Annotated in this window: 17 protein-coding genes; 12 read left to right on the top strand and 5 right to left on the bottom strand. The window is 68.1% G+C overall.

The window, feature by feature from the left end:
* Positions 1-36: 36 nt before the first annotated feature.
* Positions 37-246, bottom strand: a complete 210-nt coding sequence (locus tag ACFE77_RS05370) for a hypothetical protein (RefSeq protein ID WP_375420626.1) — start codon at positions 244-246, stop codon at positions 37-39.
* A 107-nt stretch (positions 247-353) separates the two neighbouring features.
* Here ACFE77_RS05370 and crcB point away from each other — a divergent pair, with 107 nt between their 5' ends.
* Genes crcB through ACFE77_RS05345 form a run of 5 tightly spaced genes read left to right on the top strand, consistent with a single transcriptional unit; the run spans position 354 to position 3,546 of the window.
* Positions 354-725, top strand: a complete 372-nt coding sequence (gene crcB / locus ACFE77_RS05365) for a fluoride efflux transporter CrcB (protein ID WP_375420596.1) — start codon at positions 354-356, stop codon at positions 723-725.
* A complete protein-coding gene (locus ACFE77_RS05360) occupies positions 722-1,966 on the top strand; it encodes an RluA family pseudouridine synthase (protein WP_375420595.1) in 1,245 nt (414 codons plus the stop codon). Before crcB ends, ACFE77_RS05360 begins: the two co-directional genes overlap by 4 nt.
* A 4-nt stretch (positions 1,967-1,970) precedes the next feature.
* Positions 1,971-2,648 (top strand): HAD-IA family hydrolase, encoded by a 678-nt coding sequence (locus tag ACFE77_RS05355; protein ID WP_375420594.1) that lies wholly within the window; start codon positions 1,971-1,973, stop codon positions 2,646-2,648.
* Positions 2,645-2,863, top strand: a complete 219-nt coding sequence (locus tag ACFE77_RS05350) for a hypothetical protein (protein ID WP_375420593.1) — start codon at positions 2,645-2,647, stop codon at positions 2,861-2,863. The genes ACFE77_RS05355 and ACFE77_RS05350 overlap by 4 nt, the downstream gene beginning before the upstream one ends.
* Positions 2,860-3,546: an ATP12 family chaperone protein gene (locus ACFE77_RS05345; protein WP_375420592.1), complete on the top strand. Its 687-nt coding sequence runs from the start codon at positions 2,860-2,862 to the stop codon at positions 3,544-3,546. Before ACFE77_RS05350 ends, ACFE77_RS05345 begins: the two co-directional genes overlap by 4 nt.
* Here ACFE77_RS05345 and gmk read toward each other — a convergent pair.
* The 4 genes from gmk to ACFE77_RS05325 form a co-directional block, all read right to left on the bottom strand.
* Positions 3,543-4,208, bottom strand: coding sequence for a guanylate kinase (gene gmk / locus ACFE77_RS05340; RefSeq protein WP_375420591.1), 666 nt, complete (start codon positions 4,206-4,208; stop codon positions 3,543-3,545). The genes ACFE77_RS05345 and gmk overlap by 4 nt on opposite strands.
* Before the next feature lie 107 nt (positions 4,209-4,315).
* On the bottom strand, positions 4,316-4,522 hold the full coding sequence (locus ACFE77_RS05335) for a hypothetical protein (RefSeq protein WP_375420590.1): 207 nt from the start codon (positions 4,520-4,522) through the stop codon (positions 4,316-4,318).
* An 89-nt stretch (positions 4,523-4,611) separates the two neighbouring features.
* Complete coding sequence (fumC, locus tag ACFE77_RS05330) at positions 4,612-6,003, bottom strand: class II fumarate hydratase (RefSeq protein ID WP_375420589.1); 1,392 nt, start codon at positions 6,001-6,003, stop codon at positions 4,612-4,614.
* Between the two features lie 339 nt (positions 6,004-6,342).
* On the bottom strand, positions 6,343-6,828 hold the full coding sequence (locus tag ACFE77_RS05325; protein ID WP_375420588.1) for an SspB family protein: 486 nt from the start codon (positions 6,826-6,828) through the stop codon (positions 6,343-6,345).
* A gap of 71 nt (positions 6,829-6,899) precedes the next feature.
* On the opposite strand from ACFE77_RS05325, the gene hisB reads away from it, so the two are divergent.
* The 7 genes from hisB to ACFE77_RS05290 all read left to right on the top strand — a co-directional run bounded on the left by hisB (position 6,900) and on the right by ACFE77_RS05290 (position 12,432).
* Positions 6,900-7,487 carry an imidazoleglycerol-phosphate dehydratase HisB gene (gene hisB / locus ACFE77_RS05320; RefSeq protein ID WP_375420587.1) on the top strand — a complete coding sequence of 196 codons (588 nt, stop codon included), beginning with the start codon at positions 6,900-6,902 and terminating at the stop codon, positions 7,485-7,487.
* Positions 7,488-7,490: 3 nt separating this feature from the next.
* Positions 7,491-8,099: an imidazole glycerol phosphate synthase subunit HisH gene (gene hisH, locus ACFE77_RS05315; RefSeq protein ID WP_375420586.1), complete on the top strand. Its 609-nt coding sequence runs from the start codon at positions 7,491-7,493 to the stop codon at positions 8,097-8,099.
* 4 nt (positions 8,100-8,103) lie between these two features.
* Positions 8,104-8,838, top strand: coding sequence for a 1-(5-phosphoribosyl)-5-[(5-phosphoribosylamino)methylideneamino]imidazole-4-carboxamide isomerase (gene hisA, locus ACFE77_RS05310; RefSeq protein ID WP_375420585.1), 735 nt, complete (start codon positions 8,104-8,106; stop codon positions 8,836-8,838).
* 277 nt (positions 8,839-9,115) lie between these two features.
* On the top strand, positions 9,116-9,889 hold the full coding sequence (gene hisF / locus ACFE77_RS05305; RefSeq protein ID WP_375420584.1) for an imidazole glycerol phosphate synthase subunit HisF: 774 nt from the start codon (positions 9,116-9,118) through the stop codon (positions 9,887-9,889).
* Positions 9,890-9,932: 43 nt separating this feature from the next.
* The gene (locus ACFE77_RS05300) at positions 9,933-10,247 is read left to right on the top strand and encodes a phosphoribosyl-ATP diphosphatase (RefSeq protein ID WP_375420583.1); all 315 of its coding nucleotides are present in this window, start codon (positions 9,933-9,935) and stop codon (positions 10,245-10,247) included.
* 120 nt (positions 10,248-10,367) lie between these two features.
* A complete protein-coding gene (locus ACFE77_RS05295; protein ID WP_375420582.1) occupies positions 10,368-10,757 on the top strand; it encodes an HIT domain-containing protein in 390 nt (129 codons plus the stop codon).
* A gap of 97 nt (positions 10,758-10,854) precedes the next feature.
* Positions 10,855-12,432 carry an amino acid permease gene (locus ACFE77_RS05290; RefSeq protein ID WP_375420581.1) on the top strand — a complete coding sequence of 526 codons (1,578 nt, stop codon included), beginning with the start codon at positions 10,855-10,857 and terminating at the stop codon, positions 12,430-12,432.
* The last annotated feature ends 17 nt before the right edge of the window (positions 12,433-12,449 follow it).

The following is a 12,449-nucleotide window of genomic DNA, read 5'->3' as shown; positions in this document are numbered from 1 at the left end:
GGAAACCGGGCGTGATCGATGCTGAGCTCCTCGCCCTCAAATTATCCCGCCACCCAGGCTCAACCGCAACGCGAAGATCACGATCAGCACGAGGTTCAGGTTCCGCCCCGTGTTGCTCGACGACATCGCGCCGATGGCGGCGCCGACGATGCCGATCGGGATGACGAGCCAGTTCATCCAACCCAGCAGCGGAATGAACGCGACCAGCCCGAACACCAGGGTGACGAGGCCGAACAGTAGGGACACGAGGTTCAACATGCCCGCGACGATGGCGTGTCGCCGCCGGCCGCGCAAGCCCGGCTCACGCAAGGCGCCGCTTCGCGTTGGCGGCGAAACGCGCTAGGGGGCGCGGCATGCAACTTCTTCTCGTCATGATCGGCGGTGCGCTCGGATCCGGCGCCCGCTTCCTGACCAGCCGCGCGATGATCGCATGGCTGGGGCCCGACTTCCCCTATGGGACCCTCGCGGTGAACCTCGTCGGCGGGCTGCTGATGGGGCTGCTCGTCGGCGTCCTCGCCCGCACCGGCGACAGCGAGGATTGGCGGTTGTTCGTCGGGGTCGGCGTGCTCGGCGGGTTCACGACCTTCTCTGCCTTCTCGCTCGATCTCGTCACGATGCTCGATCGCGGCGCCGTCACCGTCGCGATCGGCTATGCGCTGGCGTCGGTCGTCGGCGCGGCGATAGCGCTGTTCGCGGGGCTGACGCTCGCCCGGAGCGTGGCATGACCGCGGGCAAGGGCGACAGCCAGAGCGCGACGGTGCGCGAATTCACGGTCGGGTTCGACGACGACGACATCCGGCTCGATCGCTGGTTCAAGCGGCACCTGCCCGATACCAGCTTCACCACGGTGGCGATGTGGGCGCGGACCGGGCAGCTTCGCGTCGATGGCGCACGCGCGGCGCCGGGGGATCGGATCAAGGCCGGACAGGTTCTGCGCGTGCCCCCTGCCGAAGCCGCGAAGATCGACGACAAGCCGAAGCGCGAACGCGAGCGCGTGATCCTCTCGGACGACGAGACCGCGTTCGCGCAGGAAATGGTGATCCACCAGGATTTCCAGGCCTTCGTCCTCAACAAACCGCCGGGGCTCGCGACCCAGGGCGGCACCAAAACCGACCGGCATGTCGACGGGCTGCTCGACGCGCTGCAATATGACAATGAAGGCCGGCCCAAGCTGGTCCACCGGCTCGACAAGGACACGTCCGGCGCGCTGCTGGTGGCACGCACCAGCCGTGCCGCGGCGTTCTTCTCGAAGGCGTTCTCGGGGCGGACCGCGCGCAAGGTCTATTGGGCGCTGGTGGTCGACGTACCCTCGATCGAAGACGGCATGATCGAGCTGCCGATCGCCAAGCAACCCGGCACCGGCGGCGAGAAGATGCATGTCGACGAGGCGGAGGGCGCGCCCGCGCGGACCCGCTATCGCGTCATCGAACATGCCGGCAACCGCGCCGCCTGGGTCGAGCTGCAACCCTTCACCGGCCGCACTCATCAGTTGCGCGTGCATATGGCGGCGATCGGCCACCCGATCGTCGGCGACGGCAAATATGGCGGAGCCGCGGCGTTCCTGACGGGCGGGATCAGCCGCAAGATGCATCTCCACGCACGACGCATCAAGGTCGACCACCCCGATGGCGGATCGATCGACGTCACCGCGCCGCTGCCGACCCATTTCGCCGAAAGCCTGACGCAGCTCGGGTTCGACGAGAAGCTCGGCGACGCGATGGTGCTCGAGGAAAAGAGCGCGCCGAGCAGGGAGCAGCTCAAGACCCGCGCGAAGGCGCATGCCAAGTCGGTCCGCAAGGAACGTCGCGGCGAACGTCGGGGGCGCGGCGGCGACGAAGCGACCGGGCGCGCCGCACCTACGGGCAAACCGCCCAAAGCTGGTCCGCGCGGGCCGAAGCCGGGTGGCACGAAGCCGACGGGCACCAAGCCGGGCGGCGGAAGCGGGCGCGGTGGCGGCCGGGGCTGACGCGGTGGCTGCGCATGCCCCTGCCCGGCTCGCGGTGTTCGACTGCGACGGGACGCTGGTCGATAGTCAGGCGAACATCTGCGTCGCGTGCGAGACCGCCTTTGCCGGCGCCGGGCTGGTGCCGCCGCCGCGCGCGGCGATCCGGCGCATCGTCGGGTTGAGCCTGGTCGAGGCGATGCAGGTGCTGCTGCCGGAGGCCGACGACGCCTCGCACCGCCGCCTCGCGCAGAGCTACAAGGACGCCTATGTCGCGATGCGCGCGAGCGGCGGCTTGCAGCACGAGCCGATGTTCGTCGGGATCGAGGCGGTGCTGGACGATCTCCTCGCTGGAGGCTGGGTGCTCGGCGTTGCGACCGGCAAGAGCGACCGCGGGCTCGCGCACGTGCTCGCCGCGCACGGGATCGGCGATCGCTTCATGACCCTGCAGACCGCGGACCGGCATCCGTCCAAGCCGCACCCCGCGATGATTGAAGCGGCGATGGCCGAGGCGGGCGCGGTGCCCGGCACCACGGTGATGATCGGCGATACCAGCTTCGACATGGCGATGGCGCGCGCCGCGGGCGCCCGCGCGGTCGGGGTCGCATGGGGCTATCACGCGATCGGGGAGTTGAGACGTGCGGGTGCCGACTGCGTCGCGACCGAAGTCGCCGACCTGCCCAGCCTGATGATGGAGACCGCATGACCGACGAGGATGCGCGCGCGAGGACGCGCTATTTCATGATGATCGGAGTTCGGATCGCGGGCGTGGCGGGAGCGATCCTCGGCCTGATGCTACTCGCGCGCGCGACCGACATGCCGACGAAGGTCCTGGGTTTCGCGATCGTGCTGTCGGCGCTGCTGATGATCGCGACCGTCCCGCGTGCGCTGGCGCGCCGCTGGCGGACGCCGCTGCCGTGAAGCGGTTCTGGACGGACGTCGCCGTCGAAGCGGACGGCGGCATCAAGCTCGACGCGCGGCCAGTGCGCACCCCTGGCCGTACCCCACTGATCCTGCCCACCGCGGCACTCGCCGAGGCGGTTGCGGCGGAATGGCGTGCGGTGGAGGGCGATATCGATCCGCGCGCGATGCCGCTCACCGGGCTGGCCAACGCCGCAATCGACCGGATCGGCCCCGATCCCGCGCGCTTCGCGGACGATCTCGCGCGTTACGCCGCCAGCGACCTGCTCTGCTACCGCGCCGAGGCGCCCACCGAGCTTGTCGCGCGTCAGGCACTCGCGTGGGACCCGCCGCTCGATTGGGCACGGACGCGGTACGACGTGCATTTCGCGATCACCCGGGGGATCATGCATGTCGACCAGCCCACCGCGACCGTGACGCGCCTGAGCGACGCGGTGCGGGCGCTCGGCGCGTTCGACCTCGCCGCGCTATCGCCCGTGGTGACGATCACCGGGTCGCTGGTGCTCGCGCTGGCGCTGATCGAACAGGCGATGCCGTCCGACGCGATCTGGGCGACCGCGCATGTAGACGAGGACTGGCAGACCGAGCGCTGGGGCGAGGACGCACTCGCCGCGCGGTCGCTGGCGGCGAAACGCGCGGAATATGACGGTGCGGTACGCTTCCTGGCGGCGCTGCGCGTCTAGCGCGTCAGCTTGCGGATAAAACCGATCAAGCCGGTCTGACGCGAGCGTTTCAGGCGTTCGGCGGCGAGGATCGTCTTAACCCCGGCAAAACAGGCTTCGACATCGTCGTTGACCAGAACATAGTCATAGCCATCCCAATGGCTTACCTCGTTCGCTGCACGTGCCATGCGAGCATCGATCACCTTCTCGGCATCGGTGCCACGGCTGGTCAGGCGGCGGTGGAGTTCGTCCATCGATGGGGGGAAGATGAAGACGCGGACGACGTCGCCGCCCGCAATCTGGAACAGCTGCTGTGCGCCCTGCCAGTCGATATCGAACAGCACGTCCTTGCCGGCGGCGAGCATCTGTTCGATCTGCGCGCGCGGCGTACCGTAACGATGATCGAAGACGTGCGCCCATTCCAGGAACTCGTCCGCCGCGACCATGCGTCGGAATTCCTCGAGGTCGACGAAGTGATAGTCTCGCCCGTCGACTTCACCGGGGCGCATCGGCCGAGTCGTCGCCGATACCGACATGCCGAGTTCGGGTTCGTCGGCGAGCAGCTTGCGTGCGATCGTCGACTTGCCTGCGCCGGAGGGCGACGAAAGGACGAACAACACGCCGCGGCGGCGGAAATGATGGGGATCGGCCGCATCGCGGGTCGGCTTCGGGTCGACAATCATGTGCGCTAGTGGCGCGACGGCGGCCGCAAGGTCAAGCGCCGCCGCGCCCAGCCGCCGGAAAAGCGAGCGAGGCGCGGCGGCGCTAGGTCAATCCAGCGCTGGCAGGATCAGATCACGGGGCCGTTGCGGGCCGCGCGGCGACGATCATACGCCTTCTTCGCGACATAGCCGCCGCCGAGGATCATGCCGAGCGGCCCCATCCGGCGCAGCGCCCCGACCGCGAGCGCGCCCATCGCCGCACCCTTCATGCCGCCCGACCCGTCGCGACGGTCCATCTCGCGCCCGACCAGCGCGCCAACGATACGTGAAAACATGCGGATTACTCCCGTTAGGTTCGCCGAAGCGGACGCGCGGATAACCTTGGAGGCCGGGGCATTGTTCCGCGGCCTCATGGACCCGCAGCTCAGCTCCTCAGCATCGTCTCCGGCCGCACCACCCGATCGAACGTCTCCGCATCCACGAGGCCCAGCGCCAGCCCGGCCTCCTTCAGCGTCAGTCCCTCGGCATGCGCGTGCTTCGCGATCTTCGCGGCCGCGTCGTAGCCGATCTCGGGGGCGAGCGCGGTCACCAGCATGAGCGAGCGGTCGAGCAATTCGGCGATGCGGGTGCGGTTCGGCTCGAGCCCGTCGACGCAGCGTTCGGCAAAGCCCTGCATCGCGACGCTCAGCAGATCGATCGAGCGCAGGACGTTGGCGCCGATCAACGGCTTGAACACGTTGAGCTCAAGGTGCCCCTGCATGCCGCCCACGGTGATCGCGAGGTGGTTGCCCATCACCTGCGCGGCGACCATCGTCAGCATCTCGGCCTGGGTCGGGTTGACCTTGCCGGGCATGATCGAGCTGCCGGGTTCGTTGGCGGGCAGGTCCAACTCGCCGAGCCCACAGCGCGGGCCGCTGCCGAGCAGGCGGATGTCGTTGCCGATCTTGGTCAGCGCGACCGCCAGTGTGTTCAGCGTACCCGACAGATGGACGAGCGGATCGTTCGACGCCAGCGCCTCGAAACTGTTCTCGGCCGGATGGAACGGGTGGCCGGTGATCTCGCGCGCCGCGGCGCAGAACGCGTCGGCGAAGCCCTTCGGCGCATTGAGCCCGGTGCCGACCGCGGTGCCGCCCTGCGCCAGGCGATCGGTGCCGTGGCTGACCGCCGGCTCGATCCGCCGCTTGCATCGGTAGAGCTGGTTCGCATAGCCCGAGAATTCCTGCCCGAGCGTCAGCGGCGTTGCGTCCTGCAGATGCGTGCGGCCGATCTTGACGATGTCGCGCCATGCCTCGGCCTTGGCATCCAGCGCGTCGTGCAGCCGGTCGAGCGCCGGAAACAGGCGCCCGCTGACCGCGAGCGAGGCGGCGATGTGCAGCGCGGTCGGAAAGCTGTCGTTCGACGACTGGGCCATGTTGACGTCGTCGTTGGGATGGACCGGCGCCTTGCCGCCTCGCGTGTTGCCGAGCATCTCGTTGGCGCGGCCGGCGATCACCTCGTTGACGTTCATGTTCGACTGGGTGCCGCTGCCGGTCTGCCAGATCACCAGCGGGAACTGATCGTCGAGCTTGCCCGAAACGATCTCGGCAGCGGCGGCTTCGATCGCGTCAGCCTTTTTGGGGGAGAGGCCATGGGCGCGGTTCACGCGTGCCGCGGCCTGCTTCACAATCGCGAGGGCGTGGACGATGCCGATCGGCATGCGCTCGCGATCGCCGAATGGGAAGTTCTGGATGCTGCGCTCGGTCTGCGCGCCCCAATAGGCGGCGGCGGGGACCTCGATCGGGCCGAGCGAGTCGGTTTCGGTGCGGGTGTCGGTCATGGAGCAGACAATCGCGGGGGCGCGGGTTCGATCCATCAGGCGAATAGATGGTTGGCGCGGAGGCGAGATCGCGCAGATCGTTGGTGGGCGGAAGAGTGCGCGCGCGGAGGCGCGGAGGACGCAGAGATTTCCGGGCAGGCCGTGACCTCCCCTCGCCCTCGCCCTCCCCCTCCGGTTCGTCATCCCGGCGAACGCCGGGACCCATGGACGCGTGGAGCAAGCGTTGGCGCGCGACAACGGGGTTTACCGCAACCATGGGTCCCGGCGTTCGCCGGGATGACGGAGGAAGGGGATGGCGGAAGGCCTATGGACACCACCTGGCCCGCAACACCCGCAGCGCTATTTCTTCCGCTTGAAATCCACAGCGACGACGTTCGATCCGTCCTCCACCGGCACCACCGCGGGCCCGTCATTCTCCGCAGCATCATGCGGCTCGGGGCCGTCGTCGGGCCCCTCCTGCGCCTGAAACCGCAGTTCGAAGTTCACCGCGGGATCGTGGAAACCGGTTATCGCCGAGTAAGGGATGACCAGCTTCGACGGCACTTGGTTGAAGCTCAGCCCGACCGAGAAACGCTCGTCGTCGACCAGCAGGTCCCAATAACGGTTCTGCATGACGATCGTCATCTCGTCGGGGAAACGTTCGATCAGCCGCTGCGGGATGTCGACGCCGAGCGCCTGCGTCTTGAAGGTGATGTAGAAATGATGCTCGCCGGGCAGCCCGCCCGATTCGGCGACCGAGCTGAGCACGCGGCCGACCACGGCACGCAGGGCCTCCTGGACGATCTCGTCGTACGGAATCAGGCTATCGGGCAGGCCGTCGGTCATAAGCCCTTGGGTAGCGGGGTTTGCCCGTTGGTCAAGATTGCACGCGAGCGATCGCACGCTATGAGCGCGGCATGCGCATCGCCACGATCAACCGCTCCACCGCCGAGACCAAGATCGACGTCACCGTCAATCTCGACGGCACCGGCCTCTATCGAATCGCGACCGGGATCGGCTTTCTCGACCATATGATCGAGCAATTGTCGCGGCATTCGTTGATCGACATCGACTGCACCGTTGCGGGCGATCTGCACATCGACCAGCACCACACCACCGAAGATTCGGGGATCGCGATCGGCGAGGCGATTGCCAAGGCGCTCGCCGACAAGCGCGGGATCCGCCGCTACGGCGACGCGCTGAGCCCGATGGACGAGACGCTGACCCGCGTCGCGCTCGACATCAGCGGCCGCCCCTGGCTGGTGTGGAAGACCGAATTCAGCCAGAAGCGGCTCGGCGAGATGGACACCGAATTGTTCGAACACTGGTTCCACAGCTTCGCGCAGGCGGCCGGCATCACGCTCCACATCGAAACGCTGCACGGCAAGAACAACCACCATCTCATTGAGAGCGTTTTCAAGGGGTTGGCCCGCGCACTGCGCACCGCGGTGGAGATCGACCCGCGCAAGGCGGATGCGATCCCGTCGACCAAGGGGATGTTGTGAGCCGTGGCTAGCCTGGCGCTGATCGATTACGGCGCGGGCAACCTGCATTCGGTGGCGAATGCGCTCGCTGCCGCCGGCGCCACCGAGGTCGCGATCACGGGCGACCCCGACGTCGTCTTGCGCGCCGACCGGATCGTGCTGCCCGGCGTCGGTGCGTTCGGCGCCTGCGCGGCGGCGCTGCGCGCGGTGCCGGGGATGATCGAGGCGATGGAGCGCCGCGCGCGCGGGGACGGCGTGCCCTTTCTCGGCATTTGCGTCGGCATGCAGTTGATGGCCGATGTCGGCGAGGAGATGGGGGTTCATGCCGGGCTCGGCTGGGTCGACGGGCGGGTGCGCCTGCTGGAGCCGGGCACGATGGACGCCAAGGTGCCGCACATGGGGTGGAACGACGTGGTTCCCGCGGTCGCGCATCCGCTGATCGCGCCGGGTGAAGCCTATTTCCTCCACAGCTACGCCTTCGAAGGCGCGGACGTGATCGCGACCACCGATCATGCGGGTCCGGTCACCGCGGCGATCGGTCGCGACAATCTGATCGGGGTGCAGTTCCACCCGGAAAAGAGCCAGCGATATGGACTGGCGCTGCTCGAACGATTTCTCAGCTGGAAGCCCTAAGTCAATGACGCTCATCGTCTTTCCTGCGATCGACTTGAAGGCGGGCCAGGTCGTGCGCCTGGCCGAGGGCGATATGGATCGCGCCACGATTTATGGCGACGATCCGGCGGCGCAGGCGATGCTGTTCGCGGACCAGGGCGCCGAATATCTCCACGTCGTCGACCTCGATGGCGCATTCGCAGGCCGATCGGTTAATGGCGAGGCGGTGCAGGCGATCGTCGCGCGCTTCCCGGGGCATGTGCAGCTGGGCGGTGGCATTCGTACGCGGGCCAATGTCGAGCGCTGGTTCGATCTCGGCGTCTCGCGGGTGGTGATCGGCACCGCGGCGCTGGAGGATCCCGATTTCGTACGCGACATGGCGGCGGCGTTCCCCGGCGGGATCGTGGTCGCGGTCGACGCGCGCGATGGCCTGGTCGCGACGCGCGGCTGGGCGGACGTGTCCGATGTCGAGGTGGTCGACATGGCGCATCGCTTCGAGGATGCGGGCGTCGCGGCGCTGCTGTTCACCGATGTCGGGCGCGACGGCATGCTGAAGGGGTGCAACGTCGAGGCGACGGTCGACCTCGCGCGCGCGGTCGACATCCCGGTGATCGCATCGGGGGGCGTGAAGGGCATCGCCGAGATCCATGTGCTGGCGCTGCATGTCCGCGACGGGATCGAGGGGGTGATCACCGGGCGGGCATTGTACGACGGTCGGCTTGATCTGGCGGCGGCGATCAGCGTGGCGGGGGCGGCTTGAGCAGCGGGTTCGCGCGGAGACGCGGAGGCGCGGAGATGGTGCGCGGGAGGATAGCTTATCCTTCTATCGCCGAAGGCGGGATCGGGTCTGCCGATCGCCACCCACCGTGCTCCTGCGAACGCAGGAGCCCAGGGTTACGGAAGGCACCGCTTGGGGCCCTGGGTTCCTGCGTTCGCAGGAACACGGCTGAAGGAGGCTTGGCCCTCTTCACCGCTTCTTCTCTCCGCGTCTCCGCGTCTCCGCGGGAACCAACCTTCTTTGCCCGGACAACGACCCCATGACTGTCCGGGCTCGAGTAATTCCCTGCCTCGACGTGGCCAACGGCCGCGTCGTGAAGGGCGTCAACTTCGTAGAACTCCGCGACGCCGGTGACCCGGTGGAACAGGCACGCGCGTATGACGCGGCGGGCGCGGACGAGCTCTGCTTCCTCGACATCACCGCGAGCCACGAGGACCGCGGCACGATCCTGGACGTGGTGCGGCGGACAGCGGCGGTGTGCTTCATGCCGCTGACCGTCGGCGGCGGCGTACGGACCGCGGACGACGCGCGCGCGCTGTTGCTGGCGGGCGCGGACAAGGTCGCGGTCAACTCCGCAGCCGTGACCCGGCCCGAGGTCGTCGCCGACATCGCCGAACGCTTCGGAAGCCAATGCTGCGTCGCTTCCATTGACGCGCGCGCGACCGATGGCGGCTGGGAGGTGTTCACCCATGGCGGCCGGCGCGCGACCGGGATCGACGCGGTGGCCCACGCGCTGCGGCTGGCGGAGCTAGGCGCGGGCGAGTTGCTCGTCACGTCGATGGACCGCGACGGCACCCGGGGCGGCTACGACCTCGCGCTGATCCGCGCGATCGCCGATCGCACCAGCGTCCCCGTGGTCGCGTCGGGCGGGGTCGGCGGGCTCGACGATCTGGTCGCCGGCATCCGCGATGGCCATGCGAGCGCGGTGCTCGCCGCATCGATCTTCCATTTCGGCGAGGCAACCGTCGCCGACGCGCATGCGGCGATGGCGGCGGCGGGAATCCCGGTACGCACGCCGCTCGCGCCGCGGTGACGCCGCCATTGACCCCGCACGGGCACTGCGCCAGCACGCCGCGATGACCGACGACATCCTCGACCGCCTCGAAGCGACCATCCAGTCACGCCGCGGGGCCGATGGCGACCGTTCCTACACCGCGAGCCTGTTCGCCAAGGGCCGCGCCAAGATCGCGCAGAAGCTGGGCGAGGAAGCGGTCGAGACGGTGATCGCGGCATGCTCGGGCGACGACCGCGCGATCGTGCCCGAAGCGGCCGACCTCATGTTCCACCTGATCGTGCTGCTCGCCGACGCGGGCCTGTCGCTCGACGACGTCCGCGCGGAGTTGCAGCGGCGCGAGGGTATGTCTGGGCACGAGGAGAAGGCGGCGCGGTGAGGCTCCTTACCTCCCCTCCCGCTTGCGGGAGGGGTCGGGGGAGGGCATGTCGCACCAACGACGCGCGGAGATCGCGGGCAGGCCCTCCCCCTGCCCCTCCCGCAAGCGGGAGGGGATTAGATGCCGATCGACGCGACCGAGCCGTATGACGACCAGAACATCTTCGCGAAGATCCTGCGCGACGAGATCCCGTCGCGGCGGGTGTACGAGGATGCCTATGCGATCGCCTTCCACGACATCGCGCCGGTCGCGCCGACGCACCTGCTGGTGATCCCGCGCGGGGCGTACGTGTCGTGGGACGATTTCTCCGCGCGCGCATCCGACGTCGAAATCGCGGGCTTCGTCCGCGCGGTCGGCAACGTCGCGCGCGCCGCGGGACTGGTGGTGCCGGGATACCGCTTGCTCGCCAATACCGGGCCACATGGCGGCCAGGAAGTACCGCACCTCCACGTCCACCTCTTCGCCGGTCAGCCGCTCGGCCCGATGCTCGCCGGAGCGCCCGCCCCTTGAGCGCCCGCTTAAGGGATTGCACGGCCCCGATTTCGGACTAGGCTCGACCGCATCAAGCAATGAGAGGGCCGCCGGGGGCGCGGCCGAGGGAGATTAGATGGCGACACGACCCGCAAGCGGGATCATCGCGCGCATGCTGCTTCGCAAGACGGTGGAGCAGGTGCAGCGCGAAACCGAGAATAGCGAACTCAAGCGGACGCTCGGCGCCTGGAACCTGGTGTTCCTCGGCATCGGTTGCATCATCGGCGCCGGCATCTTCGTGCGGACGGGCAGCGCGGCATCGCTGCATGCCGGGCCCGCGGTTCTGATTTCGTTCCTGATCGCGGGCGTGGTCTGCGCGCTCGCCGGGCTCTGCTATGCCGAGCTGTCGTCGACGCTGCCCGTGTCGGGATCGGCCTATACCTATAGCTACACCACGATCGGCGAGTTCGCCGCGTGGATCATGGGCGCGTTGCTGCTGCTCGAATACGGGCTCGCCGCCTCGGTCGTCGCGGTCGGCTGGGCGGGGTACGTCGTCAGCCTGTTGCGCGATTTCGGCGTCGTCATTCCGGTGGCGCTGACCGGGCCGACCGGGCACACGGTCATGCAGGCGGTCGGCAACGACATGGCGCCGGTGCTCGTCAACGGTGCGCCGATCACCTATCTGTTCAACCTGCCCGCTTTCCTGATCTGCATGGCGATGACCGCGCTGCTGGTCGTCGGTGTGTCCGAAAGTGCCAAGGTCAACAACTTCATCGTCGCGGTGAAGCTGACGGTGATCATCGCGTTCATCCTGATTTGCGGCGGTTACGTCATCGCTCACTTCGACACGTTGAAGTCGAACTGGGACCCGTTCATCCCGGCGCCCACGGGCGAAGAAGGCAAGTTCGGCTGGGACGGCATCCTGCGCGCGGCATCGATCGTGTTCTTCGCCTATATCGGGTTCGAGGCGGTCTCGACCGCGGGGCAGGAAGCCAAGAACCCCAAGAAGGACATGCCGATCGGCCTGCTCGGCTCGCTCGCGGCCTGCACGTTGATCTACATCCTCGTGTCGATCGTGATGACGCTGATCGTCAACTATAAGACGCTGAACGTTCCCGATCCGGTGGCGGTGGCGGTCGACGCGCTGGGACCGCAATGGGCCTGGTTCGCCAAGCTGGTGAAGGCGGGCGCGATCGTCGGCTTGACGTCGGTGGTGCTGGTCCTGATGTACGGCCAGACCCGCATCTTCTACACGATGGCGCGCGATGGCCTACTGCCGCGGGTGTTCGCGACGGTGCACCAGAAGTTCAAGACGCCGTGGGTCAACACCATCCTCGTCGGCCTGATCACCGCGTGTGCGGCGGCGTTCTTCGACATCAACACGCTCGGCGACATGACGTCGGTGGGCACGCTCGCGGCGTTCGCGATCGTGTGCCTGTCGGTGATCTGGCTGCGCAAGTCGCATCCGGACATCCCGCGCGGCTTCACCGTGCCGCTGTTCCCGATCTTGCCGGGGCTCGGGATCGTCGCGTGCATCGCGCTGATCTTCACCGTCGAGAACCGGGTGCTGGTGTTCTTCGGCTGGTACACGCTGGCCGCAGTCATCCTCTATTTCGTCTACGGCATGCACAATAGTCGGCTCCACAAGGGCCTCGACCAGGACGGCGGCCCGGCGATGGGCGAGTACGTAGCCCCGGTGGGCGAGCAGCCCTGACGCCGTAGCCATGCGGA

Origin of the sequence: uncultured Sphingomonas sp., from assembly GCF_964243315.1 — a bacterium.
In the GTDB taxonomy this organism is placed as follows: Bacteria; Pseudomonadota; Alphaproteobacteria; order Sphingomonadales; family Sphingomonadaceae; genus Sphingomonas.
The sequence above is the reverse complement of the archived record's forward strand: the minus strand, read 5'-3'. Positions and strand labels throughout refer to the sequence as shown.